Here is a 26,522-nt window from a genome sequence, read left to right on the forward strand (position 1 = left end):
CGTTGACGAAGATAGTCGGGATGCCGGCATTGATCATGGTCGCCTTGAAGGTCCCCACGCCCGGCACTTCCAGGTCATCGACGAGGTTGCCGGTGGGGAACATCGAACCACCGCCCCCTCTTCTTCCGCAGCCGGGTCGAGAAATTCGACCTGGACTTCGGCCGCGGGAAAAGGTCACGCCATCGAGTTCAAAATCGCCGGTTTCCTGCACCTCGCCGTGGGTGATCGGCACGCGGGCGATGATGGTCTTGCCGATGTTGGCCTGCCACACGCGAACCACGGCCACGCCGTTGTGCGGGACACGGCTGGCGTCCACCAGGCCATTGCTGATGGCAAACGAACCGACCGCCGCCGACAGGTTGCCGCAGTTGCCGCTCCAGTCGACAAAGGCTTGTCGATAGACACCTGGCCGAACAGGTAATCGACGTCGTGATCAGCCTTGAGGCTTTTCGACAGGATCACGGTTTTGCTCGTGCTTGAAGTGGCGCCGCCCATGCCGTCGATCTGCTTGTCGTACGGGTCGGGACTGCCGATTACTCGCAGCAACAAGGCGTCGCGGATCGGGCCGGGAACCTGAGCTGCTTCGGGCAGATCCTTGAGGCTGAAAAACACGCCTTTGCTGGTGCCGCCACGCATATAGGTGGCGGGGATTTTGATCTGCGGTGCGAAATGAGTTGCGTGAGCCATGGTGCTCCTTAACGAAGGCATGGGACTTCAAGTCCCATGCCCACATCAGTTGATTTAAACGGCAACCGCCGACTCTTCAAGGAAGTCCTGAGCGAAGCGCTGCAACACGCCACCGGCCTCGTAGATCGATACTTCTTCAGCGGTATCGAGACGGCAAGTCACCGGCACGTCAACGCGCTCGCCATTCTTGCGATGGATCACCAGCGTCAGTTCGGCACGCGGCGTACGCTCGCCAATCACGTCGTAGGTTTCGCTGCCGTCGATGGCCAGGGTGTGGCGGTCGGTGCCCGCTTTGAACTCCAGCGGCAACACGCCCATGCCCACCAGGTTGGTGCGGTGAATACGCTCGAAACCTTCGGCGGCGATCGCTTCGACACCCGCCAATCGCACGCCTTTGGCCGCCCAGTCACGGGACGAACCCTGACCGTAATCGGCGCCGGCAATGATGATCAGCGGCTGCTTGCGTTCCATGTAGGTTTCGATGGCCTCCCACATGCGCATGACCTTGCCTTCCGGCTCGACCCGCGCCAGCGAACCCTGCTTGACCTTGCCGTTTTCCACGACCATTTCGTTGAACAGTTTCGGGTTGGCGAAGGTTGCGCGCTGCGCGGTCAAGTGGTCGCCACGGTGGGTGGCGTACGAGTTGAAGTCCTCTTCCGGCAGGCCCATTTTCGCCAGGTATTCGCCGGCGGCGCTGTCGAGCATGATCGCGTTGGAAGGCGACAGGTGATCGGTGGTGATGTTGTCCGGCAGCACTGCCAGCGGGCGCATGCCCTTCAGCGGACGCGCGCCGGCCAGTGCGCCTTCCCAGTACGGCGGACGGCGAATGTAGGTGCTCATCTCGCGCCAGTCGTACAGCGGCGTGACTTTCGGGCCGGTGTCTTCGTGGACGGCGAACATCGGAATGTAGACCTGACGGAACTGCTCAGGCTTGACCGAAGATTTCACCACAGCGTCGATTTCTTCGTCGCTCGGCCAGATGTCTTTCAGGCGAATTTCCTTGCCGTCGACCACGCCCAAGACATCCTTCTCGATGTCGAAACGGATGGTCCCGGCGATGGCGTAAGCGACTACCAGCGGCGGCGAAGCAAGGAACGCTTGCTTGGCGTATGGGTGAATGCGCCCGTCGAAGTTGCGGTTGCCCGAGAGCACCGCGGTGGCGTACAGATCGCGGTCGATGATCTCTTGCTGGATCAGCGGATCGAGCGCGCCGGACATGCCGTTACAGGTCGTGCAGGCGAAGGCGACGACGCCAAAACCGAGCTGCTCCAGCTCAGTGGTCAGCCCCGCTTCGTCGAGGTACAGCGCGACGGTTTTCGAACCCGGCGCCAGCGACGATTTGACCCACGGTTTGCGGGTCAGACCGAGCTTGTTGGCGTTGCGCGCGATCAGGCCGGCGGCGATCACGTTGCGCGGGTTGCTGGTGTTGGTGCAACTGGTGATGGCGGCGATGATCACTGCGCCGTCCGGCATTTGCCCAGGGACTTCTTCCCACTGACCGGAGATGCCTTTGGCCGCCAGATCCGAAGTCGCGACGCGAGCGTGCGGGTTGCTCGGGCCAGCCATGTTGCGCACCACCGAGGACAGGTCGAAGCTCAGACCGCGCTCGTATTGCGCACCTTTCAGGCTGTCCGCCCACAGGCCGGTCAGCTTGGCGTACTGCTCCACGAGCTGCACTTGCTGGTCTTCACGGCCGGTCAGTTTCAGGTAATCGATAGTCTGTTGATCGATGTAGAACATCGCTGCGGTGGCGCCGTATTCCGGGGCCATGTTGGAGATCGTCGCGCGGTCGCCGAGGGTCAGCGCCGCCGCGCCTTCGCCGAAGAACTCCAGCCACGCGCCAACGACTTTCTGTTTGCGCAGGTATTCGGTCAGCGCCAGCACCATGTCGGTGGCGGTGATGCCCGGTTGCAGCTTGCCCGTCAGTTCGACGCCGACGCTTTCCGGCAGACGCATCCACGACGCACGGCCGAGCATCACGCTTTCAGCTTCCAGACCACCGACGCCGATGGCAATCACGCCCAGCGCATCGACGTGCGGGGTGTGGCTGTCGGTGCCGACGCAAGTGTCGGGAAACGCCACGCCGTCGCGCACCTGGATCACCGGAGACATTTTCTCCAGGTTGATCTGGTGCATGATGCCGTTGCCTGGCGGGATCACATCAACGTTCTTGAAGGCCTTTTTGGTCCAGTTGATGAAGTGGAAACGGTCTTCGTTGCGCCGGTCTTCGATGGCGCGATTTTTCTCGAACGCTTGCGCATCGAAACCGCCCGCCTCGACGGCCAGCGAGTGGTCGACGATCAGCTGCGTCGGCACCACCGGGTTGACTTGCGCCGGGTCACCGCCCTGCAACGCAATGGCGTCGCGCAGGCCAGCGAGGTCGACCAGCGCGGTCTGGCCAAGGATGTCGTGGCAGACCACACGCGCCGGGAACCATGGGAAGTCGAGGTCGCGTTTGCGCTCGATCAATTGCTTGAGGGAAGCGGTGAGCGTGGCCGGATCGCAGCGACGCACGAGGTTTTCCGCCAGCACGCGAGAGGTGTACGGCAGGGTGGCGTAGCTGCCGGGCTGGATCGCCTCGACAGCCGCATGGGCGTCGAAATAATCCAGAGGACTGCCGGGCAGGGTTTTGCGGAATTCTGTGTTCATCGGGTCAGGACTCGGGTCACGGTAATTTCAAAGGGTGATGCCTGGCACTGACTTCGAAATTCACACTTAACCCTGTGGGAGCTGGCTTGCCAGCGATAGCGGTGGGTCAGTCAGCATCATTGTTGGATGTGACGCCGTCATCGCTGGCAAGCCAGCTCCCACAGGGGGTTTCGGTGAATTTCGTGATCAGTGTCCGGCACTCACCATTTCAGCGACGTTCGATTGGCACGAACTTGCGCTGTTCGACGCCGATGTACTCGGCGCTTGGGCGGATGATGCGGTTGTTGGCACGTTGTTCGAACACGTGCGCGGCCCAGCCGGTCAGGCGCGAGCAGACGAAGATCGGCGTGAACAGCTTGGTCGGGATGCCCATGAAGTGGTACGCCGAGGCATGGTAGAAGTCGGCGTTGGGGAACAGCTTCTTCTGCTCCCACATGGTCTTGTCGATGGCTTCGGAAACCGCGAACAACACCTTGTCGCCGACTTCATCAGCAAGCTTCTTCGCCCAGCCCTTGATCACCTCGTTGCGCGGATCGCTGTCCTTATAGATCGCGTGGCCGAAGCCCATGATCTTGTCCTTGCGCTCGAGCATGCCGAGGGTGCCTTTGATCGCCTCTTCCGGCGACGAGAAGCGTTCGATCATTTCCATCGCCGCTTCGTTGGCGCCGCCGTGCAATGGGCCGCGCAGTGAACCGATGGCTGCGGTGACGCAGGAATACAGATCGGACAGGGTCGAGGCGCAAACGCGGGCGGTGAACGTCGAGGCGTTGAATTCGTGCTCGGCGTACAGAATCAGCGAAACGTTCATCACTTTGACGTGCAGTTCGCTCGGCTTCTTGTCGTGCAGCAGGTGCAGGAAGTGGCCGCCGATGGTCGGCTCATCGCTCACGCAGTCGATGCGTTTGCCGTCGTGGCTGAAGCGGTACCAGTAGCACATGATCGCCGGGAAAGCGGCCAACAGGCGATCGGTCTTGTCATGCTGCTCGGAGAAGTCTTTCTCCGGCTCGAGGTTGCCAAGGAACGAGCAACCGGTGCGCATCACGTCCATCGGGTGGGCGTCGGCAGGGATGCGTTCCAGCACTTCTTTCAGCGCTTGCGGCAGGTCGCGCAACTTGCTCAGTTTGCCTTGGTAAGCGGCGAGTTGTGCCTGGGTCGGCAGCTCGCCGTACAGCAGCAGGTACGCCACTTCTTCAAATTGTGCGTCGGCTGCCAGTTCGCGAACGTCGTAGCCGCGATAGGTCAGCCCGGCACCGGCCTGGCCCACGGTGGACAGTGCGGTTTGCCCGGCAACCTGGCCACGGAGCCCGGCGCCACTGAGTACTTTTGCTTCGGCCATTGTGTTCTCCATTTTTCTTGAATTTGTAGGGGAATCTGCAATTTCTGGTGATGCTGAAAAGATCGCAGCCTCCGGCAGCTCCTACAGGACCGCGTTCGACGCCCCGGTAGGAGCTGTCGAGTGAAACGAGGCTGCGATCTTCATCGGTCATTTCTTGGCGGCAAACAACGCATCGAGCTTCTGCTCGAACGTGTGGTAATCGATGCGATCGTAAAGCTCCATGCGAGTCTGCATGGTGTCGATGACGTTCTGTTGCGTGCCGTCGCGGCGGATCGCGGTGTAAACGTTTTCGGCAGCCTTGTTCATCGCGCGAAACGCCGACAGAGGGTAGAGCACCAGCGACACGTCGGCGCCGGCCAGTTGCTCGGTGGTGTACAGCGGCGTCGAGCCGAACTCGGTGATGTTGGCCAGGATCGGCGCTTTCACGCGGTTGGCGAACAGCTTGTACATTTCCAGCTCGGTAATGGCTTCCGGGAAGATCATGTCGGCGCCAGCCTCGATGCACGCCGCCGCGCGATCCAGTGCCGATTCCAGACCTTCCACCGCCAGCGCATCGGTACGCGCCATGATCACGAAACTGTCATCGGTGCGCGCATCGACCGCAGCCTTGATGCGGTCGACCATTTCCTGCTGGCTGACGATTTCTTTATTAGGACGGTGGCCGCAGCGCTTGGCGCCCACCTGATCTTCAATGTGAATCGCCGCCGCGCCGAACTTGATCATCGACTTGACCGTGCGCGCCACATTGAACGCCGACGAACCGAACCCGGTATCCACGTCCACCAGCAGCGGCAGGTCGCAAACGTCAGTGATGCGCCGTACGTCGGTCAGCACGTCATCCAGACCGGTGATGCCCAGATCCGGCACGCCGAGCGAACCGGCGGCCACACCGCCACCGGACAGGTAAATCGCCTTGAAACCGGCGCGCTTGGCCAGCAGCGCGTGGTTGGCGTTGATCGCGCCAACTACCTGCAATGGATGCTCGCTGGCGACCGCATCGCGGAAACGCTGGCCTGGAGTGCTGTGCTTGGAACTCATGACTCACCTCGTTCAGTGGCTGTCTTATTGTGGGCGCCGTCCTGGTAATGACGGGCGATGTTGCGTTTCGAGGCGCCGATGTGACGGCGCATCAACAATTCCGCGAGCTCGCCGTCACGGTCAGCAATGGCATCGAGAATCCGGTGGTGTTCGGCAAAGGCCTGGCGCGGGCGGTTTGGCGTGGTGGAAAACTGGATGCGGTACATGCGCACCAGTTGGTACAACTCGCCGCAGAGCATCTGGGTCAGGGTGCGGTTGCCGCTGCCCTGGATGATCCGGTAATGGAAATCGAAGTCGCCTTCCTGCTGGTAATAACCGATGCCGGCCTGGAACGCCTCATCGCGCTCATGGGTTTCGAGCACCCGGCGCAGTTCGTCGATTTCTTCCAGGGTCATGCGCTCGGCCGCCAGGCGGCAGGCCATGCCCTCGAGGGACTCGCGAATTTCGTAGAGTTCCAGCAGTTCGGCGTGATTGAGCGATACCACACGCGCCCCGACATGCGGTACGCGCACCAACAGGCGCTGGCCTTCCAGGCGATGGATGGCCTCGCGCAGCGGCCCGCGGCTAATACCATAGGTGCGCGCCAGCTCCGGCTCGGAGATCTTGCTGCCCGGAGCGATCTCGCCTTTGACAATGGCCGCCTGAATGCGTCGGAAGACGTTTTCCGAGAGCGTCTCGGAATCGTCGCCGTTGATGACCGGGGGATCGAGTTGATCCAGCATGATTGTCGACACCTTGAAAGCTGATACCGGGAAAACTAGCGAAAACGGTACGTACAGTCAAAGGAAATATGGATATTGTCGACAATCGTCTAATAAGCCTATGAAACCTACCGGCTCGGCATTAGAGGGTATAGCCCCCTGCCAGCGCTGGCGCCATAAACCCACCGTGCTAGAATGCCGCCCGCATTTGCTGGCCATTTGTACGGCTTGTCATAAAAAGCTGATAGGCACACGAAGGGCCTTGCGCAAGTTTTGCCAGGGACCTGAACCGACAACGGAACGCTGCGCACCAGGATTTATGAGACTCAAGCCTTTTCCCACATTCTTTGCTCTGTTTTGCCTGCCCGGCCTTGCCGCCGCGGGGGAAAAAACTGTGTACGGCCTCAACGAGTACGCCTCGCTTGACGGCATCAATCTCGAAGTTGCGGCCAAACTCGACACCGGCGCGAAAACCGCCTCGCTGAGTGCCCGCGACATCAAACGCTTTAAACGCAACGGCGAGTCCTGGGTACGTTTCTACCTGGCGATCGATGCTGCGCATTCGCACCCGATCGAACGGCCGTTGGCGCGGGTCAGCAAGATCAAGCGCCGCGCCGGCGACTACGACCCGGAAGAAGGCAAGAAGTACACCGCTCGTCCGGTGATCGAGCTGGATATCTGCATGGGTTCGGCTTTACGCAGCATCGAAGTGAACCTAACCGACCGCAGCGCTTTCCAATTCCCGCTCCTGATCGGCTCCGAAGCACTCAAACGCTTCGACGCGCTGGTCGATCCAAGTCTTAAATACGCTGCTGGCAAACCCGCCTGCGCCACCGACGCACATACCGCAGAGTAATTCCAATGCGCGCTCTTACACTCCATCTGAGAATCCTGATCACCATTCTGGTGCTGCTGGGCGTTTCGGTTACGGCCTATCAGATTTTCGTGCTCGGCATCCCGGTGACCGAAGACGCCACCGACGACTTGTGGAACATCGACGCCAAGGTCGAGTTCGTCGCCAGCACCAAGGATCCGGTAAAGATCCAGATGTTCGTGCCGCCATTGAGCCGCGATTACGTCAGCCTCAACGAAAGCTTCATCTCTAACAACTACGGCGTGGCGGTCAACCGTGTCGACGGCAACCGCAAGGTCACCTGGTCTGCGCGACGGGCCAAGGGCAACCAGACGCTGTACTACCGCCTGGTGCTGACCAAGCGCTACACCGGCGAGAAGGCCAAGATCAAGGGCCCCACCTTCCGCGACAGCATCGTGGTCGAAGGTCCGGAGAAAATCGCCGCCGAAGCCCTGCTCGCGCCCATCCGCCAGCATTCGGCCGACGTCGAGACCTTTATTGGCGAGGCCATCAAGCGGGTCAACAACCTCAACGACGACAACGTGAAGCTGCTGCTGGGCGGTGATCCGTCCACCGTGCACAAGGCGCGGATCGTCGAGCTGCTGCTGTCGATCGCCCACGTGCCGATCGAGAAAGTCCACACCATCCGCCTGGTGGCCGACCAGCCGCAAGTGCCCGAACTGTGGCTGCGCAGCTTCAACGGCACCGACTGGCTGTACTTCAACCCGGAAACCGGCGAGCAGGGCCTGCCGACCGACCGCCTGCTGTGGTGGACCGGCGATGAAAACCTGATCACCGTCGATGGTGGCAAGAAAGCCAATGTGACCTTCAGCCTGAACAACAGCGAAATGAACGCCATTCGCCTGGCCAAGCTGACGGATGAAAACACCGACGCCAACTTCCTCGAATATTCGCTGTATGGCCTGCCCCTGCAGACCCAGCAGACCTTCATGATCATGGTGATGATCCCGATCGGCGTGCTGGTGATCCTGATCCTGCGCAACCTGATCGGCCTCCAGACCCTCGGGACCTTTACCCCGGTACTGATCGCCCTCGCCTTCCGTGAAACACAACTTGGCTTCGGTATTCTGCTGTTTACCGTGATCACGGCGCTGGGTCTGTCATTACGCTCCTATCTGGAACACTTGAAGCTGCAAATGCTGCCGCGACTGTCGGTGGTGCTGACCTTCGTTGTGGTGCTGATCGCAGCGATCAGCCTGTTCAGCCATAAACTCGGCCTGGAACGTGGCTTGTCGGTCGCGCTGTTCCCGATGGTGATTCTGACCATGACCATCGAACGCCTGTCGATCACCTGGGAAGAACGCGGCGCCAGCCATGCGATGAAAGTCGCGATCGGCACGCTGTTCGCCGCCTCGCTGGCGCACTTGATCATGACCGTGCCTGAGCTGGTCTACTTCGTGTTCACCTTCCCGGCGATCCTGCTGATCCTGGTCGGCTTCATGCTGGCAATGGGTCGCTATCGCGGTTATCGCCTGACTGAACTGGTGCGTTTCAAGGCTTTCCTGAAGAAGGCTGACGCCTGATGTTCGGTTTCTGGAAGACCTGGAAGGCTCTGGAGGCGCGGGGCATCATGGGTATCAATCGGCGTAACGCCGACTATGTGCTCAAGTACAACAAGCGCAGCCTGTACCCGATTGTCGATGACAAGATCATCACCAAGGAGCGCGCCATCGAGGCCGGCATTCATGTGCCGGAGCTGTATGGCGTGATCTCCACCGAGAAGGAAATCGACAAGCTCGGCGAGATCATCGGCGGGCGCAGCGACTTCGTGATCAAACCGGCCCAGGGCGCCGGCGGTGACGGCATCATCGTCGTCGCCGACCGTTTCGAAGGCCGCTATCGCACGGTGTCGGGCAAGATCATTGACCACGAAGAGCTTGAGCATCACATCTCGAGCATCCTCACCGGCCTGTATTCCCTGGGCGGTCATCGCGACCGCGCGCTGATCGAATACCGAGTGATCCCGGACCATATCTTCAAAAGCATCAGCTACGAAGGCGTGCCGGACATCCGCATCATCGTGCTGATGGGCTACCCGGTGATGGCCATGCTGCGCCTGCCCACTCGCCAGTCCGGCGGCAAGGCCAACCTGCACCAGGGCGCCATCGGCGTAGGTGTCGACCTTGCCACCGGCCTGACGCTGCGCGGCACCTGGCTGAACAACATCATCACCAAGCACCCGGACACCACCAACGCGGTGGACGGCGTGCAACTGCCCTACTGGGACGGTTTCATGAAACTCGCCGCCGGTTGCTATGAGCTGTGCGGGCTGGGCTACATTGGCGTGGACATGGTGCTCGACCAGGAAAAAGGCCCGTTGATTCTCGAGCTCAATGCCCGGCCCGGCCTGAACATCCAGATTGCCAACGATTGCGGGCTGACACTGCGCACCCATGCCGTCGAGGCGCGACTGGAAGATTTGAAGGCCCGCGGTGTGACCGAGACGGTTGAGGAACGCGTGGCGTTCGTGCAGGAAATGTTCGGGCATATTCCACCGGTTGAAGGCTGACCGTCCATGCTGACCTGCTCGGTACACCCGCTGCCCTATCGCGCCAATCCTGCCGACTATTTCGCGATCATTCGCCATGCCCCGGGCGCCGTGCTGCTCGACAGCGGCCGTCCGACCGCCGACCGAGGTCGCCATGACCTGCTCAGCGCCTGGCCGCTGGAGCAATTGGCGGTGCGGCCTGACGAAAGTGGCAGCGATTTCCTGCAACGCCTGCGGGACAACCTGACGCGCCTGGGTGAAGCCTCGCTACCGCTCGACCTGCCTTTCGCCGGCGGGCTGATCGGCTACCTGAGCTATGACTTCGGCCGCCACCTTGAGCACCTGCCGAGCGTGGCCAGGGACGATCTGCACCTGCCGGACGCTCGCTTCGGGCTGTATGCCTGGGCCCTGATCAGCGACCACCAACTGGCCACCAGCCAACTGGTATTTCACCCGACGCTGGCCGATAGCGAACGCCAGCGCCTGATCGAACTGTTCAGTGGAACGACCAGCGATGAAATCGAGCCGTTCCGGCTGACTGCGCCGATGAGACCCGACCTGAGCGCCGACGAGTATCGCCAGGCGCTGGAGCGTATCCAGCAGTACATCCAGGCCGGCGATTGCTACCAGGTCAACTTCGCCCAGCGTTTCCGCGCCGAGTGCCAGGGCGATCCCTGGGCGGCCTATTGCGCCCTGCGAGCGGCCTGCCCGACGCCTTTTTCCGGTTTCCAGAGCCTGCCTGATGGCGGTGCGGTGCTGAGCCTTTCACCCGAGCGTTTCGTCAAAGTCAGCCAAGGCCTGGTCGAAACCCGCCCGATCAAAGGCACGCGGCCCCGTGGCCAGACCGCAGCTGAAGACGCAGCCAACGCCGCTGAACTGCTGGCCAGCCCCAAGGATCGCGCCGAGAACCTGATGATCGTCGACCTGCTGCGCAACGACCTCGGCCGCACCTGCCGCATCGGTTCGGTGCGGGTGCCGGAGCTGTTCAGCCTGGAAAGCTACCCCAACGTGCACCATCTGGTGAGCAGCGTCACCGGTGAACTGGCCGCCGACCGCGACGCCCTGGACCTGATTGCCGGCAGCTTCCCCGGAGGCTCGATTACCGGCGCACCGAAAATCCGCGCGATGCAGATCATTGACGAACTGGAACCGACGCGACGGGGCCTGTATTGCGGCTCGCTGTTGTATCTGGACGTGCGCGGCGAGATGGACAGCTCCATCGCCATTCGCAGTTTGCTGGTCAAGGACGGGCAGGTGTGTTGCTGGGGCGGCGGCGGGATCGTCGCGGACTCGCAGTGGCAGGCCGAGTATGCGGAGTCGATCACCAAGGTGAAGGTGCTGCTCGATACCCTGCAGAACCTCTAGAAGCATCGCGGGCAAGCCCGCTTGTGTCTAGCTTTGGGGATAAGCTCTAGGGTGAGGAGGGGTGGACGGCAAGCTGTGAGTCCGCGGTGCTAAAAGCACGTGTGGGAGCCAAGCTGCCATCCACCTTTCCACTCTGGCCCACAAGCCCGAACAGTTGGACGAGCAGCCACTCGAAGTCACAAGCGTGGGCAAAGCCAGAGCACTCTCACTCCTGAGTGTAAGAGGGTTTTGCCATGATTTCCTGGATCGGCATCGATATCTCCAAATCAAACCTGGTTGTATGGGTTCAACCTCAGGGTGAAGGTTTTGACCTTCCCAATACGTCAGAAGGCTTTGTTGAGCTAATTGAGCGCTTGAGCCGGTACGAGGTTGGTCGGGTCCTGCTAGAGGCTACCGGTGGTTATGAGAGCAAGGTCATGGCAGCGCTGCAAGGCGCGAACTTCAAAGTGCTCAGAATCAATCCCCGCCGGGCCAGAGCCTTCGCCGTGGCCATGGGCAAGAATGCCAAGACCGACCCCATCGACGCGGCCGTGCTGGCGGACTTCGCTGAAGTGCTGCATGCATCCTGCGACAAGATCATTTCGCCTGAGCGTGAAGCGCTGCGCGAGCTAATCCAGTTGCGCGAGCAGTTTGTTCAGCATCGAGACGACAACAAGCGCCGGCTTCAGCAAGTTCAGCTACCCGCTGTTACCGAGGCGATCAGAGGTCTTGTTCACTACCTGCAAGTGCAGATCAAGCAGCTCGATAAAACCATCCATCAGAGCATGCATGAGCTGGACGCCGAAAAAGCCGAGCGACTCATTTCCGTTAAAGGCATCGGTACGGTTGCCACAGCCAGCTTGCTGGTTTATCTGCCCGAATTGGGCGAGCTTGATCGTCGTGAAGTTGCGGCCTTGGCGGGAATTGCGCCGTACAACGACGACAGCGGCAATCACAGCGGAAAACGTCAAATCTATGGAGGCAGAGCCCGCGTCAGACGTGCGCTTTACATGTCTTGCTGGGTCGTGATCCGTCATCAGCCAGACTTCAAGGCACGCTATGACGCACTGCGGGAGCGAGGCAAGAGCGCGAAAGTCGCGCTCATCGCCTGCATGCGGATCCTACTGATCAGGCTGAATGCCATGTTGCGAGATGGCACTGAATGGCGGTGACGAATGGCAGGGGAAGACAGTTGCTCCCACAGGTACGCTGCAATTCCTGTGGGAGCGGGCTTGCCCGCGATGGCGTCAATCAGATCGACGCAGTCTCTTTGTACGCTTTCAAGGCCTTGAGCCGTTCACGCTTCAACGCTTCGCCCAGCTCAGGCCCCTTGAATCCTTTCTCCAGCAACGGCTGCACCGCGACTTCCCGCGCAGCCTTCGCCGCACCGCGCAAATAATCCGCTTGTGGGTAACTCCTTTGCTCCAGTCCTTTGCGGCCCCGGGCATCCATCTCGCACGCAACGATAAACTCTTCAAACCGTTGCGGCCGGCGATACACATCAAAGCTCTGTAACAACTCCAGTAGCGTCGAAGCCTTCAGCTCCAGCGCCCGGTGCCCGTGGGTGTGGTATTTGCCAACCAGCAACGCCAATTCCTGGCAATCCTTCGGCGCCTTGAAGCGTTCATTGACCGCTTTGATCAGTTTCAGCCCTGTGTGCTCGTGAGCGATGTGCCGTGGCCATTCCTCGGTTGGGGTGAGGCCTTTGCCTAGATCGTGCAGCAGGCAGGCCCAGCGTACGGTGAGCGGTTGTTTGTGCAGAGCCGATTGCTCCAGCACGCTCAAGGTGTGAATCCCGGTGTCGATTTCCGGATGATGGACTTCCGGTTGCGGCACGCCGAAAAGCGCATCGACTTCTGGCATCAGTACTTTCAGTGCGCCACAGTCGCGAAGCACCTGAATGAACACCTGTGGCTGATCTTCCATCAGTGCTCGGGAGATTTCCTTCCAGCTACGCTCGGCCGTCAGCGCTTGCAGTTCGCCGGATTCGCTGAGCTGGCGCATCAGTTCCAGGGTCTGCGGCGCAACGGTGAAACCGAGATCGGCATAGCGGGCAGCAAAGCGGGCAACACGCAGTACACGGAGCGGATCTTCGGCGAACGCCGGAGAAACGTGACGCAGGATTCGATCTTCAAGATCGCGCTGACCGTGGTAGGGATCAGTCAAATTCTGCTGATCGTCCTCGGCCATGGCGTTGATCGTCAGGTCGCGACGGATCAAGTCTTCTTCAAGCGTCACTTCGGGGCTGGCGTGAAAAGTGAAGCCGCCATAACCGCGACCACTTTTGCGCTCGGTACGGGCAAGGGCATATTCCTCACCACTTTTTGGATGAAGAAAAACCGGAAAATCCGCGCCCACCGGACGATAGCCCAGGGCGAGCATGTCTTCCGTGGTAGCACCAACGACTACCCAATCGATATCGGTGACCGGTTTGCCCAGCAAGCGATCACGCACCGCACCGCCAACCTTGTAAATCTGCATAAAAAACCTCCGTTAGCCCGACAGGATAACCCTTGCGTCGGACTTTCGGAGGCCAGAACCGGATCAAAGATGAATGACGGCCAGGTCGAGCCGACCGTAATCCCCTTCGCTGTGTTCGCTGCGTGGCGGAACGTGATGGGTTTTCATGATCTGGTCGCCCTGCAGGGTTTCCAGATGGATGTCGAAGCCCCACAAGCGATGCAGGTGTTTGAGCACTTCGTCGGTAGAGTCACCCAGCGGTTTGCGATCGTGTTGCTGGTGGCGCAGGGTCAGCGAACGGTCACCACGACGATCGATGCTGTAAATCTGCACGTTCGGCTCACGATTGCCGAGGTTGTACTGCGCGGCGAGGGTTTCGCGGATGATTCGGTAGCCGGTTTCGTCATGGATCGCCGGTACCAGCAAATCGTCCTTCTGATCGTCATCAAGGATGCTGAACAGCTTCAGATCGCGGATGACCTTGGGTGACAGGTATTGCAGGATAAAGCTCTCGTCCTTGAAGCTGCTCATGGCGAACTTGATGGTCGACAGCCAGTCGGTACCGGCGATATCCGGGAACCAGTGGCGATCTTCCTCTGTAGGCTCCTCGCACATGCGTCGAATGTCACGGTACATGGCAAAGCCCAGGGCGTAAGGATTGATGCCACTGTAGTACGGGCTGTCGAAGCCCGGCTGGAACACCACGCTGGTGTGCGACGTGAGGAATTCCATCATGAAGCCGTCGGTGACCAGGCCTTCGTCGTACAGGTCGTTCATCAGCGTGTAGTGCCAGAACGTCGCCCAACCTTCGTTCATCACCTGAGTCTGGCGTTGTGGATAAAAGTACTGGGCGATCTTGCGTACGATCCGCACGATTTCGCGCTGCCACGGTTCCAGCAACGGCGCGTGTTTCTCGATGAAGTAGAGGATGTTTTCCTGCGGCTCGGCCGGGAAACGTGCGTTGTCCTTGTCGCTGTATTTGTCTGCGCCTTTGGGGATGGTGCGCCACAGATCGTTGATCTGCTTCTGCAGGTGTTCTTCACGATCTTTCTGCCGCCGCCGTTCCTCCTCGGCGGAAATCGGATACGGGCGTTTATAGCGGTCGACACCGTAATTCATCAGCGCATGGCAGGAGTCGAGCAGGTCTTCCACCGCATCGATGCCGTGGCGCTCTTCGCACTGCATGATGTACTGCTTGGCGAACACCAGGTAGTCGATGATCGAGCTGGCGTCAGTCCAGGTGCGAAACAGGTAATTACCCTTGAAGAAGCTGTTGTGGCCATAGCACGCGTGCGCGACTACCAGCGCCTGCATGCAGATGGTGTTTTCTTCCATGAGGTAAGCGATGCACGGATCGGAGTTGATCACGATCTCGTACGCCAGGCCCATTTGCCCGCGGCTGTAGGATTTTTCGGTGCTGAGGAAGTGTTTGCCGTAAGACCAATGGTGGTAACCCAGCGGCATGCCCACCGAGGCATAGGCGTCCATCATTTGTTCAGCGGTGATCACTTCGATCTGATTGGGGTAGGTGTCCAGTGCATAGCCGGCCGCGATGCGGGCGATTTCGCGGTCGTAAGTCTGGATCAGCTCGAACGTCCATTCGGAGCCGGTTGAAATGGGTTGGCGCTTCTGCTCTTTGGCGGTCATGTCACTAACCTGCGCTGGAAGAGTTCACGGAAGACCGGATAGATATCCCCGGCCGAGACCAGTTGCTGCTGGGCAAATGTGTCAGAGAAGGCATCGGCAATGCGTTCGTATTCGTACCACAAGGCCTGATGTTCACGCGGGGTGATCTCCACGTAAGTGTAGTACTGCACAAACGGCATGATCTGATTGATCAGGATATCGCGGCAGATCGGCGAATCATCGTTCCAGTTGTCACCGTCGGAAGCCTGCGCCGCGTAGATGTTCCACTCGTTGCTCGGATAACGCTCGGCCATGATCTCCTGCATCAGTTTCAATGCACTGGAAACAATCGTGCCGCCGGTTTCCCGTGAATAGAAAAACTCCTCCTCGTCAACTTCCCGGGCGCTGGTGTGGTGGCGGATGAACACCACGTCGATCTTGTCGTAGTTTCGCTTGAGGAACAGATACAGCAGGATGAAAAAGCGTTTGGCGATGTCCTTGGTCGCCTGTGTCATCGAGCCAGAAACGTCCATCAGGCAGAACATGACGGCTTTCGAGCTAGGGTTCGGCTGTTTGATAAGCAGGTTGTATTTCAAGTCGAAGGTGTCGAGGAACGGAACGCGGTGAATGCGCGCGCTGAGTTTTTCGATTTCAGCCTCGAGTTCCTGAATATCGCCGAAGTTGTCCGGCTCTTCGCGTTTCAGGCGCTCAAGTTCTTCCTTGGCCTCGCGCAGTTTCGCCCGGCTGCTGCCAGACAACGCAATGCGCCGCGCGTGCGCTGAACGCAAGGTGCGGATGATGTTGATTCGTGACGGGTTGCCCTCGTTGCTGATCCCCGCGCGCACGGTTTTGAAGGTGTCGGTGCCGCTCAGGTTGCGTTTGACCAGGTTCGGCAGTTCGAGGTCTTCGAACATGAATTCGAGGAATTCTTCCTGAGTGATCTGGAAGACAAACTCGTCCATGCCTTCGCCAGAGTTGCCGGCCTTGCCCGGACCTCGGCCGCCGCCACCGCCCGGTGGACGAGCGATGTGTTCACCGGCGGTGAACTCCTTGTTGCCGGGATGCACGACGGTCTGTTTACCACCACGACCGTGGTGAAGCACTGGTTCGTCGATGTCGCGACCGGGGATGCTGATCTGCTCGCCGTGCTCCATATCGGTAATGGAGCGCCGGCTGACCGCCTCTTCGACGGCCTTTTTGATGTGGTCACGGTAACGCCGCAGGAAGCGCTGACGGTTCACCGTGCTCTTGTTCTTGCCATTCAGACGTCGGTCGATCACATAGCTCATAGACCCCTCCGGGGAGCTTCAAGTCATAAGCTTCAAGCTGCAAGACAGAAGCTTCAGAAACAAGCGGCGCGCGACATATGGCCACAAATACGCAAACACCGCGTATCTGTGGAGGGTTCGTCGTTTGCCGCCTGCAGCTCCCTTACTGGGACTTTCTCACCCGTAGGTACCATTCGGAAAGTAGCCGTACCTGTTTGTCGGTGTAGCCGCGTTCGACCATTCGAGTGACGAAGTCGTTGTGTTTCTGTTGATCCTCCTTGCTGGCCTTGGCGTTGAAGCTGATAACCGGCAGCAGATCCTCGGTGTTCGAGAACATTTTCTTCTCGATGACCACGCGCAGTTTTTCGTAGCTGAGCCAGGTCGGGTTCTTGCCATTGTTGTTGGCCCGGGCGCGTAGCACGAAGTTGACGATTTCGTTGCGGAAATCCTTCGGATTGCTGATGCCGGCCGGTTTTTCGATTTTCTCCAGTTCTTCGTTCAAAGCAACGCGGTTGAGGATCTCGCCGGTTTCCGGGTCGCGATATTCCTGATCCTGAATCCAGAAGTCGGCGTAGAGAACGTAGCGGTCGAAAATGTTCTGGCCGTACTCGCTGTAGGACTCGAGATAAGCGGTCTGGATCTCCTTGCCGATAAACTCGATATAACGCGGTGCCAGGTACTCTTTCAGGTAGCGCAGGTAGCGTTCGCGGGTTTCGGCCTGGAATTGTTCCTGTTCGATCTGCTGTTCCAGCACATAGAGCAGGTGCACCGGGTTGGCGGCGATTTCATGCGGATCGAAGTTGAAGACCTTGGACAGAATCTTGAAGGCGAAGCGGGTCGACAGGCCGTTCATGCCCTCGTCGACGCCTGCCGAGTCGCGGTATTCCTGAATCGACTTGGCCTTCGGATCGGTGTCCTTGAGGTTTTCGCCGTCGTAGACGCGCATCTTCGAATAGATGTTCGAGTTTTCCGGCTCTTTGAGACGCGACAGTACGGTGAACTGCGCCAGCATCTTCAGGGTGTCCGGCGCGCAATGCGCCTTGGCCAGCGAACTGTTGAACAGCAGTTTGTCGTAGATCTTCACTTCGTCGCTGACGCGCAGGCAATACGGCACTTTGACGATGTAGATCCGGTCGATGAACGCTTCATTGTTCTTGTTGTTGCGGAAGGTGTGCCATTCCGATTCGTTGGAGTGGGCAAGCAGGATCCCGGTAAACGGAATCGCGCCGAGACCTTCGGTGCTGTTGTAGTTGCCTTCCTGGGTCGCAGTCAGCAATGGGTGCAGCACCTTGATCGGTGCCTTGAACATTTCGACGAATTCCATCAGGCCCTGGTTGGCCCGGCACAACGCACCGGAGTAGCTATAAGCGTCGGCGTCGTTCTGTGGGTATTCCTCGAGTTTGCGGATGTCGACCTTACCGACCAACGCAGAGATGTCCTGATTGTTCTCGTCACCCGGTTCGGTTTTAGCCACGGCGATCTGATTGAGGATCGACGGGTACAGTTTGACCACGCGGAACTGACTGATGTCGCCGCCGAATTCGGCCAGGCGTTTGGTCGCCCATGGCGACATGATGGTGTTCAGGTAGCGCCGTGGAATGCCGAAGTCTTCCTCGAGGATCGCGCCATCTTCGGTGGCGTTGAACAGACCCAAAGGCGATTCGAATACCGGCGAACCCTTGATTGCGTAAAAGGGCACTTTCTCGATCAGCTGTTTCAGCTTTTCGGCCAGGGACGATTTACCGCCGCCGACGGGGCCGAGCAGATAAAGGATTTGTTTCTTCTCTTCCAGGCCTTGGGCGGCGTGGCGGAAATACGAAACGATCTGGTCGATGCATTCTTCCATCCCGTGGAAGTCTTCAAAGGCCGGATAGCGGCGGATTACCTTGTTGGAGAAGATGCGCGACAGTCTCGAGTTGGTCGAGGTGTCGAGCAGTTCGGGCTCACCGATGGCCAGCAATAGACGCTCGGCGGCGGAAACGTAAGCGCTCCGGTCTTTCTTGCACAGCTCCAGGTACTCTTGCAGCGAGAGTTCTTCCTGGCGTGTGGACTCGAAGCGTTGTTGGAAGTGGCTAAAGATACTCATGACGTCACCTCGCTCGATACGTGGAGCCGACGCCGGATCACTCAGTCGATGCTGGCAGCAACCGAACAGGCGGTCGCTGTTTACCCCCAGAACTCTTTCAGAGCTGACGACTCCGAAAGCTACTCCCGATGACCCGCGCGCCGGTGTACCGGCTCTCCCCTGTTTTGGATGGCCTGGGCTTAAGGATAGTTGGGAATTCAGGAGGTAAAGGCGAGATACGTAATTAGTTGTGGCAGACCGTTCGTCTGCCCAGCGCAGGCCCGCGGCAGCCGGGGCCTGCACGTGACAAAAAAATTATTCGGCGGTGCCTTGGGCGGTTTCCGCAGGATAAGTCGTACGCCACAACTCGAAGCCGCCGTCCATGCTGTAGACGTCGGAAAAGCCCTGGCTGATCAGGTAGGCCGCTGCGCCCTGGCTGGAATTGCCGTGGTAACACACAACGACCGTCGGTGCATCGAGGTCGGCGCCCTGGATGAAAGCGTGCAGGGAGTGATTATCCAGGTGCCTGGAACCTGCGATGTGCAGCGCGGCAAAAGTAGCGGGGTCGCGGACGTCGACCACTACAGCGCCTTGTTCGCGCAGGGCTTGTGCCTGCTCTGGGGGATACGTTTGAATTCGCTCATGGCGGGCTCCTGTGGCTCGGCTGAAAGCGCAGCCTAGCGCTGAATGCTGACTGACGATGATGCGGTGAGTGTGGGAGTGATGGGCGCAGCGGCGACATGGCCGTGCGCGTCGCATTTGCACGACAGGCGTTCACCGCTGTCGACGTTCATCAGGGTCAGGCTGCCGCCCCAGACACAACCGGTGTCCAGCGCCGAGATGCCTGGCTCCAGAACTTTGCCCTCCAGCGCTGCCCAGTGGCCGAAGATGATCTTCAAACCTTTGGTCTTGCGTTCTTTGTGCTGGAACCAGGGCTTGTAACCCGGTGGCGCGGTATCGAGGCCTTCCTTGCTTTTGAGATCGAGCTTGCCTTCGGCGGTGCAGAAACGCATGCGCGTGAAATAGTTGGTGATGACCCGCAGGCGCGTCACGCCTTTGAGGTCGTTGTCCCACTTCGCCGGCTCGTTGCCGTACATGCCGTCGAGAAAGGCCGGAAACAGATTGTCGTCACGCAGGGCGGTCTCGACTTCGTCAGCGCACTTCAAGGCACGACGCAGCGACCATTGCGGTGGAATGCCGGCGTGAACCATGGCGACATCGCGCTGTTCGTCGTAGTGCATGAGTTTTTGCTGGCGTACCCACTCAAGCAGTTCGGCGCAATCCGGCGCTTCGAGAATTTCGCGCAAGGTGTCGGATTTCTTCAGGCGTTCGATGTTTTTTGCCGCAGCCAGCAGATGCAGGTCATGGTTGCCCAGTACGCAGACCAGCGATTGGCGCATGCCATATAGAAAGCGCAGGGTTTCCAGCGACTGCGGCCCACGGTTGACCAGATCGCCGACCAGCCACAGCCGATCCAGCGTCGGGTCAAACGCGACTTGCTTGAGCAGGCATTTGAGCGGCTCAAGACAGCCTTGCAGGTCGCCGACGGCGTACGTTGCCATCAGTGCAAGGCCCCGGGCACCGCCAGGCGGAAAGGTTTGATGATGGCGTCGAAATGTTTGCCGTCAGTGGCGACCATTTCATAGGTGCCCTGCATGGTGCCGACCTTGGTGGTCATCACCGTGCCGCTGCTGTAAGTGTGGCTCTGGCCGGCATCGATCAACGGCTGCTGGCCAACCACGCCTGCGCCACGAACCTCCTCGACATGGCCATCGCCATCGGTGATCACCCAATGCCGCGACATCAGCCGAGCGGGCTGCTCGCCGTTGTTCTGCACGGTAATGGTGTAGGCGAAGGCAAAGCGGTCGTGCTCGGGTTGCGATTGGTCTGCCAGATAGTGGGTAACGACGCTGACATCGACCTGGTAACGGGAATCGGACATGCAAGAGGCCTTAAAAACAAAGCGGGACGCGGGGCGTAGCTGAGGGAGTCAGTCTAGGCCAAGTACCGGGTAGTAAACCAGACTGGCGTCCTACCCGATAGCGCTCATCGCTGGTCAGTCGGCAGCAGGCGCCTGGGGTACCTGCTCGCTGAGCTTGTCGGCCAGGCGCACGAAGGCGGCCAGGTCGAGTTGCTCCGGACGCAGGCTGCCATCCACGCCGGCGGCTTCGATTTCGTCATTGCTCAGCAGCAGCTTGAGGGTGTTGCGCAGGGTTTTACGCCGCTGGTTGAAGGCTTCGCGGACGACGCGCTCCAGCAACTTGTGATCCTTGGCCGGATGCGGCAGCACGGCGTGCGGCACCAGACGAACGATCGCCGAGTCGACTTTCGGCGGCGGGTTGAACGCGCCCGGACCGACGTTGAACAGGTGCTCTACGCGGCAATGGTACTGAACCATGATCGACAGACGGCCCCAGTCTCCGCCCCCGGGCCTGCCGCCATGCGCTCGACCACTTCTTTCTGCAGCATGAAGTGCATGTCGCGAATGATGCCGGCGTTGTTCAGCAGATGAAAAATCAGCGGCGTGGAGATGTTGTACGGCAGGTTACCGACCACACGCAGGCTGTTCGGCGCGGCATTGAGCGTGTTGAAGTCGAACTTCAGCGCATCGCCCTGGTGCAGGTTGAAGTTGCTCTTGCCGGCAAACTGCTGGTTGAGGATCGGAATCAAGTCCTTGTCCAGCTCAACCACATCGAGCTGAGCGCCGGAGTTGAGCAGGCCTGCAGTCAGCGCACCCTGGCCCGGACCGATTTCCAGCAGGCGGTCTTCGGCTTTGGCATGGATGGAACGCAGGATGCGGTCGATAACGCCGGCATCGTGCAGGAAGTTCTGGCCAAAGCGTTTGCGCGCCTTGTGTTGGTATTGCTCGGTCATAAACGGGTCTCGGCCATCTGGTAGGCGGTTTCCAGGGCGACTTGCAGGCTGCCGGTGTCGATCTTGCCACTGCCGGCCAGATCCAGGGCAGTGCCATGGTCGACCGATGTGCGGATGATCGGCAGGCCAAGTGTCACGTTGACGGCAGCGCCGAAGCCTTTGTACTTGAGCACAGGCAAGCCCTGGTCGTGGTACATCGCCAGCACTGCGTCGCAGTGCTCCAGATATTTTGGGGTAAACAGAGTGTCAGCAGGCAGCGGGCCACGAAGGTCCATGCCCTCGCCGCGCAGGCGCTCTAATGTTGGTTCAATGATGTCGATTTCTTCATGGCCCAGGTGTCCGCCTTCACCGGCGTGCGGGTTGAGCCCGCAGACCAGGATACGTGGCTGGGCGATGCCGAATTTGTTTTGCAGTTCGCTGTGCAGAATCCGCGTGACTCGTTCCAGGCGCTCCGGCGTGATCGCATCGGCGATGTCACGCAGGGGCAGGTGGGTGGTGACCAGCGCCACGCGCAAACCGCGAGTGGCAAGCATCATCACCACTTGCGCAGTATGGGTAAGGTCCGCCAGAAACTCCGTGTGCCCGGAAAACGCGATGCCTGACTCGTTGATCACGCCCTTATGGACGGGGGCTGTGATCATCCCGGCGAAGTCGCCGTTCAAGCAGCCGTTACCGGCGCGGGTCAGGGTTTCGAGGACGAACGCCGCATTGGCCTTGTCCAGTTGCCCGGCAACCACGGGGGCACTGAGCGGAGTGTCCCAGACATACAGGCTGCCTGCGGGTGCCGGAGCGTCTGGCCAGTGATCCGGGCCGACGTCCAGCAAGTTGACGGCCAGCCCCAGCTGCGCGGCCCGCTCAAGGAGCAGGTCGCGGCTGGTGATGGCAATCAGGGGATGTGGCTGGGCTTGCGAGGCGAGCAGCAGGCACAGGTCGGGACCGATGCCGGCTGGTTCGCCGGGTGTCAGCGCGAAACGCTTGGGTTTCACTGCGCTGCCTGGTCTGCACCAGGGAGTTTGATCTCTACGTACGCTTCGTCACGGATCTGACGCAGCCAGGTTTGCAGCTCTTCGTCGTATTTGCGGTTACGCAGTACGGTCATGGCTTGCTGCTCGCGGGCTTGTTCGGTGCTGTCGGTGGCGCGACGGCCAAGGACTTCCAGAACGTGCCAGCCGTATTGAGTCTGGAATGGCTTGGACAGCTGACCTTGTGGGGTCTTGGCCATCACTTCGCGGAATTCCGGAACCAGTGCGTTCGGGTCGATCCAGTTCAGGTCGCCACCGTTAAGCGCAGAGCCAGGGTCTTCGGAGTAGCTTTTCGCCAGAGTGGCGAAATCTTCACCCGCCAAAATGCGCTCGTACAGCGATTGAACCAAGGCTTTGGTCTTGGCTTCGTCGCGGATCGGGCTTGGCTTGACCAGAATGTGGCGTACATGCACTTCGTCGCGTGTCTGGCTCTCGCCGCCGCGTTTGGCCAGCAGCTTCAGGATGATGAAACCGCCAGGTGTGCGCGCAGGCTGAGTCACGTCGCCGACGGCCATGCTGCTCAACTCGCGGTCAAACGGAGGTGGCAGTTGCGCAGCTTTACGCCAGCCCATGTCGCCGCCTTCCAGTGCTGTTTCGCTGGCGGATTTGGCGATGGCCAATTGACCAAAGTCAGCGCCTTGCTTGAGCTGCTGGTAGACCGAGTCTGCCTGCTTGGCAGCATTCTGAATCGCTTCAGAGTTAGCACTTTCCGGGGTTGGAATGAGGATGTTGGCCAGGTGCAGCTCCTCGGACAGTTGCATTTTGCCCAGGTCGGACGCGAGGAAATTTTTCACTTCCTGCTCGGACACCTGGATGCGTTCCGCCACGCGGCGCTGACGTACACGACTGATGACCATTTCGCGACGGATCTGGTCACGGGCGTCGTCGTAGGACAGACCGTCGTGAGCCAGAGCGGCGCGGAATTGATCCACGGTCATGTTATTGCGCTGGGCAATGGTACCGACAGCCTGGTTCAGTTCTTCATCGGTGATGCGGATGCCGGAGCGTTCGCCGATCTGCAGTTGCAGGTTTTCGACGATCAGGCGCTCAAGCACCTGTTGATCCAGCACGCCCGGAGGCGGCAAGCCGCCGCCACGCTTGGCGATGGTCTGCTGAACTTCGTGGACACGCTGGTCCAGTTGGCTCTGCATGACCACGTCGTTGTCGACGATCGCTACCACTTTATCGATGGACTGTACGGCGGCGTTGGCCGCAGTACCCAGGAACAGCGCGCCCAGCATCAGCGGGCGCAGACAATCAGAAAGCTTGGTCTTCACGTTGACGATAACCTTGGATGCCTTTGTCGAGGAAGCTCTCTACCTTGGCGCCAGTGAGGCCGCCGAGTCCCTTCAGAACAATTTGGAGGAAGACGCCGTGGTCGCCTTTTTCGTTTTCCGGGGCGTTCTGACTGAATTCGTCATAGCTGACCCAGTAACGGTTGATCAGGCGCAGTTTCCAGCAGCAGTTGTCGTATTCGAAACCACCGAAGGCTTCCAGGGTACGGTTGCGGTTGTAGTCATACTGCCAGCGACTGATAGCGTTCCATTGCGGCACGATCGGCCAGATAACCGAGAAGTCGTGCTGCTGGATCTTGTAGTAGTCCTTCACGTAGCCAGGCTGCCCCGGGGTGCCGTAGTCACCGCCACCCACAGCCCACTTGCCAGTGGTCTGGTCGTAGCGAATCTGGTCATTGCGATAGCGATAACCTACGTTGACCACCTTGTTCGGGTTGTCTTCAGGCTGGTAGTGGAACATCGCGCTACCCGAGCGAGGGCTGCGGCTGTCCGGGTCCCAGTTGTAATCGGCAGTGGTGCGCCAGTCACGGTTCCAGCGGTATTCATATTCCAGAGCGTAAGGCGAAACATTGGATTTCGCGTCATCACGGGTCTTGGCATCGATACCCGGCAACTGGACTTCACGGTCCTTGAAGTAGAGCGCCTGGCCAACGCTGATGCGTTGACGCTCAAAGCCGTTCTCTTCGATCCAGCGACTGGTGATGCCCAGGGACAGTTTGTTCTCGTCGCCGACCCGGTCGGAACCGGAGAAGCGGTTGTCACGGAACAGGGACGAGTAATTGAAGGTGTACTCGCTGGTGTCGAACACTGGAATATCAGCCTGATCCTTTTCCGGAACATACAGATAGAACAGGCGCGGCTCGAGCGTCTGGTTGTAGTTTTTACCGAACCAGCTGGTTTTCCGGTCGAAGTACAGACCGCTGTCGATACTGGCGATTGGCACACCACGATTCTGGTTGCTGCTGAACGTGCCGTTAAGCCGGTCACCCTCGGCGCCCTGAGCGGCAATGTCGGATTTACCCTTGCCATCAAGATCCAGGTCGTACTGGGTGTATTGATACTTCAGCGACGGCTTGACGAAGCCATAGCTGGCCTCCATCGGCAGGCTGACGACCGGCGCCAGGTTCAGACGGGTACCGTTCGCACGCGCGAGGCCAAATACGTTCTGATCCAGGCGAGGGCCTGTATCGATTCCGTCTTCGTCAAAGAAGTTGCCGTTCTTGAGGTCTCGATCAAACCGAACGACTTCGGTGTTGTACGAGAAATCCAGCCCGGACGGGTGATAGGGCAGTGTTCCGTCGAAAGTCACCTGAGGCAGGCGGTCGTACGGCGTGATGTTGGACACGGTTGCCAACTGATACGACTGAGCGTTCACACGGGCGGTGTAGCTGTCGCCACGATAGCTGACAGACCCCTGCTGATTCACATAATCAGAACTTTTCACACCAATCTGATCGGTTTGCAGATCCTGGAAGTAATACGGATCGCTAATCTTGGTGTAATCAACCTGGGTGAACACACGGGAGTCGAGACCGCCCTTGTGCTGCCAGTTGTACATGTAGCGATTTTTTTCGTAGTCGGTCTGCTTGCTGCGATCGGTATCTTCGTCGTTCAGATACGCCGCGCCGAACTGACCTTCGCTCGACTTGGTCAGATAACGGAACTCGCCTTCCACCAACATGCCGCGCTTGCTCATGTAACGCGGGTACAACGTGGCGTCGTAGTTAGGCGCCAGGTTGAAGTAGTACGGCGTGACCAGCATGAAGCCGGTATCGCTGCCGGTGCCGATGGTCGGCGGCAGGAAACCGGATTGACGACGGTCGTCGATCGGGAAGTAGATGTACGGCGTGTACAGGATCGGAATGTCCTTGACCCGCAGTGTCACGTTGGTCGCGGTACCGAAACCGGTGGCCGGGTTCAAGGTGATGTTGTTGCCCTTGAGCTGCCAGGCGTTGCTGTTCGGTTCGCACGTGGTGTACGTGCCGTCCTTCAAGCGGATGATCGCGTTCTCGGCACGCTTGGCGTACAGCGCGTTACCGCGGATACGCGATTTGTGCATCACGTATTCGGCGTTGTCGACCTTGGCTTCACCAGTGTCGAGTTGCACATCGGCGTGGTCGCCGACGATCAGCGCGCCGTTGTCACGGATACGCACATCGCCATTGAGTTCGGCGCGGCTCTCGGCCTGATACAAGCTCGCCTCGTCGGACTCGACCTGCATGCTGCCCTGACGCAGGACAACATCACCGGCCAGGGTGCCAACTTGATCATCGGTGTTATAGCGCGAGGCTTTTGCGCCGATAAAGGTCGGAGCATCGCTTTTATTCGTCTTGTCATTCATGCCAGGACGAATCGGTTCGATATAGGCACCAGAGCAGTACGGACCCGTTTCAGCCAGTTGGGCGGCGGTGAGCTTCTCGCGCGGAACCCAGTCGAGGTGACTGAAGTCTTCGCTGCGGGATTTCAGGCCGCGGCCCTTGGCTTCGGTGACCAGTGCCGTTTTGGCGCCGGTGTCGTCGCTCGTACCGCTGTCGGCAGGCGTCTCGCCGCTTGCACTCACCGCGCTGCCGTCATGGACGGGGCGAGGTGGCAAAGCTGCAGCGGATGACTTGGGCGCACAGGCCCAACCACCCGAAGCCGAGACGGAGCAGTCATACTGCTCGGCGGCGACAACGAATTGACTGGCCAGAGGTTGCATAGCCAGCAGACTGCCGGTTACCAACAACGGAAATTTTTTACGAAACGCGGGGGATTTCAATGCCATCTTATTAGTCCGGGCTTCCTGCGTGCCATCT

The 26,522-nt window shown here is 59.6% G+C and carries 18 protein-coding genes and 3 pseudogenes; 5 read left to right on the forward strand and 16 right to left on the reverse strand.

Annotation, left to right across the window (positions count from 1 at the left end):
• The 5 genes and pseudogenes from JFT80_RS25650 to JFT80_RS18810 form a co-directional block, all read right to left on the reverse strand.
• A pseudogene (locus tag JFT80_RS25650) lies at positions 1-708 on the reverse strand (PrpF domain-containing protein); the annotation flags it as partial.
• Positions 709-741: 33 nt separating this feature from the next.
• Positions 742-3,336, reverse strand: a complete 2,595-nt coding sequence (acnD, locus tag JFT80_RS18795) for a Fe/S-dependent 2-methylisocitrate dehydratase AcnD (RefSeq protein WP_201148883.1) — start codon at positions 3,334-3,336, stop codon at positions 742-744.
• 208 nt (positions 3,337-3,544) lie between these two features.
• Positions 3,545-4,672, reverse strand: coding sequence for a 2-methylcitrate synthase (gene prpC, locus JFT80_RS18800; RefSeq protein WP_201148884.1), 1,128 nt, complete (start codon positions 4,670-4,672; stop codon positions 3,545-3,547).
• 147 nt (positions 4,673-4,819) lie between these two features.
• On the reverse strand, positions 4,820-5,710 hold the full coding sequence (gene prpB, locus JFT80_RS18805; protein WP_007916432.1) for a methylisocitrate lyase: 891 nt from the start codon (positions 5,708-5,710) through the stop codon (positions 4,820-4,822).
• Positions 5,707-6,429: a GntR family transcriptional regulator gene (locus JFT80_RS18810; protein WP_201148907.1), complete on the reverse strand. Its 723-nt coding sequence runs from the start codon at positions 6,427-6,429 to the stop codon at positions 5,707-5,709. The genes prpB and JFT80_RS18810 overlap by 4 nt, the downstream gene beginning before the upstream one ends.
• Before the next feature lie 301 nt (positions 6,430-6,730).
• On the opposite strand from JFT80_RS18810, the gene JFT80_RS18815 reads away from it, so the two are divergent.
• The 5 genes from JFT80_RS18815 to JFT80_RS18835 all read left to right on the forward strand — a co-directional run bounded on the left by JFT80_RS18815 (position 6,731) and on the right by JFT80_RS18835 (position 12,289).
• Positions 6,731-7,267, forward strand: a complete 537-nt coding sequence (locus JFT80_RS18815) for an ATP-dependent zinc protease (RefSeq protein ID WP_201148908.1) — start codon at positions 6,731-6,733, stop codon at positions 7,265-7,267.
• Between the two features lie 5 nt (positions 7,268-7,272).
• The gene (locus JFT80_RS18820) at positions 7,273-8,808 is read left to right on the forward strand and encodes an inactive transglutaminase family protein (protein WP_201148885.1); all 1,536 of its coding nucleotides are present in this window, start codon (positions 7,273-7,275) and stop codon (positions 8,806-8,808) included.
• Positions 8,808-9,794, forward strand: coding sequence for an alpha-L-glutamate ligase-like protein (locus JFT80_RS18825; RefSeq protein ID WP_201148886.1), 987 nt, complete (start codon positions 8,808-8,810; stop codon positions 9,792-9,794). The genes JFT80_RS18820 and JFT80_RS18825 overlap by 1 nt, the downstream gene beginning before the upstream one ends.
• A 6-nt stretch (positions 9,795-9,800) precedes the next feature.
• A complete protein-coding gene (pabB, locus tag JFT80_RS18830; RefSeq protein ID WP_201148887.1) occupies positions 9,801-11,138 on the forward strand; it encodes an aminodeoxychorismate synthase component I in 1,338 nt (445 codons plus the stop codon).
• A 233-nt stretch (positions 11,139-11,371) separates the two neighbouring features.
• Positions 11,372-12,289: a transposase gene (locus JFT80_RS18835; RefSeq protein ID WP_201148888.1), complete on the forward strand. Its 918-nt coding sequence runs from the start codon at positions 11,372-11,374 to the stop codon at positions 12,287-12,289.
• A 79-nt stretch (positions 12,290-12,368) separates the two neighbouring features.
• Here JFT80_RS18835 and JFT80_RS18840 read toward each other — a convergent pair whose 3' ends face one another.
• The 11 genes and pseudogenes from JFT80_RS18840 to JFT80_RS18890 form a co-directional block, all read right to left on the reverse strand.
• Positions 12,369-13,598: a multifunctional CCA addition/repair protein gene (locus JFT80_RS18840; RefSeq protein WP_201148889.1), complete on the reverse strand. Its 1,230-nt coding sequence runs from the start codon at positions 13,596-13,598 to the stop codon at positions 12,369-12,371.
• A 63-nt stretch (positions 13,599-13,661) separates the two neighbouring features.
• Positions 13,662-15,224 (reverse strand): SpoVR family protein, encoded by a 1,563-nt coding sequence (locus tag JFT80_RS18845; RefSeq protein ID WP_201148890.1) that lies wholly within the window; start codon positions 15,222-15,224, stop codon positions 13,662-13,664.
• Positions 15,221-16,492: a YeaH/YhbH family protein gene (locus JFT80_RS18850; RefSeq protein ID WP_008085192.1), complete on the reverse strand. Its 1,272-nt coding sequence runs from the start codon at positions 16,490-16,492 to the stop codon at positions 15,221-15,223. The genes JFT80_RS18845 and JFT80_RS18850 overlap by 4 nt, the downstream gene beginning before the upstream one ends.
• A gap of 142 nt (positions 16,493-16,634) precedes the next feature.
• Entirely contained in the window at positions 16,635-18,557 is a 1,923-nt protein-coding gene (locus JFT80_RS18855; RefSeq protein WP_007910115.1) for a PrkA family serine protein kinase, read from the reverse strand.
• 294 nt (positions 18,558-18,851) lie between these two features.
• A pseudogene (glpE, locus tag JFT80_RS18860) lies at positions 18,852-19,180 on the reverse strand (thiosulfate sulfurtransferase GlpE).
• 33 nt (positions 19,181-19,213) lie between these two features.
• Positions 19,214-20,098, reverse strand: coding sequence for a symmetrical bis(5'-nucleosyl)-tetraphosphatase (locus JFT80_RS18865; RefSeq protein ID WP_201148891.1), 885 nt, complete (start codon positions 20,096-20,098; stop codon positions 19,214-19,216).
• Positions 20,098-20,478, reverse strand: a complete 381-nt coding sequence (gene apaG / locus JFT80_RS18870) for a Co2+/Mg2+ efflux protein ApaG (RefSeq protein ID WP_008085199.1) — start codon at positions 20,476-20,478, stop codon at positions 20,098-20,100. Before apaG ends, JFT80_RS18865 begins: the two co-directional genes overlap by 1 nt.
• Before the next feature lie 114 nt (positions 20,479-20,592).
• Positions 20,593-21,410 (reverse strand): annotated as a pseudogene (rsmA, locus tag JFT80_RS18875) (16S rRNA (adenine(1518)-N(6)/adenine(1519)-N(6))-dimethyltransferase RsmA).
• Complete coding sequence (gene pdxA, locus JFT80_RS18880; protein ID WP_201148892.1) at positions 21,407-22,396, reverse strand: 4-hydroxythreonine-4-phosphate dehydrogenase PdxA; 990 nt, start codon at positions 22,394-22,396, stop codon at positions 21,407-21,409. The pseudogene rsmA and the gene pdxA overlap by 4 nt, the downstream one beginning before the upstream one ends.
• Positions 22,393-23,709 carry a peptidylprolyl isomerase SurA gene (surA, locus tag JFT80_RS18885; protein ID WP_201148893.1) on the reverse strand — a complete coding sequence of 439 codons (1,317 nt, stop codon included), beginning with the start codon at positions 23,707-23,709 and terminating at the stop codon, positions 22,393-22,395. Before surA ends, pdxA begins: the two co-directional genes overlap by 4 nt.
• Complete coding sequence (locus JFT80_RS18890) at positions 23,690-26,491, reverse strand: LPS-assembly protein LptD (protein WP_201148894.1); 2,802 nt, start codon at positions 26,489-26,491, stop codon at positions 23,690-23,692. The genes surA and JFT80_RS18890 overlap by 20 nt, the downstream gene beginning before the upstream one ends.
• Between the last annotated feature and the right edge of the window lie 31 nt (positions 26,492-26,522).

Source organism: Pseudomonas sp. TH10, assembly GCF_016651255.1.
In the GTDB taxonomy this organism is placed as follows: domain Bacteria; phylum Pseudomonadota; class Gammaproteobacteria; order Pseudomonadales; family Pseudomonadaceae; genus Aquipseudomonas.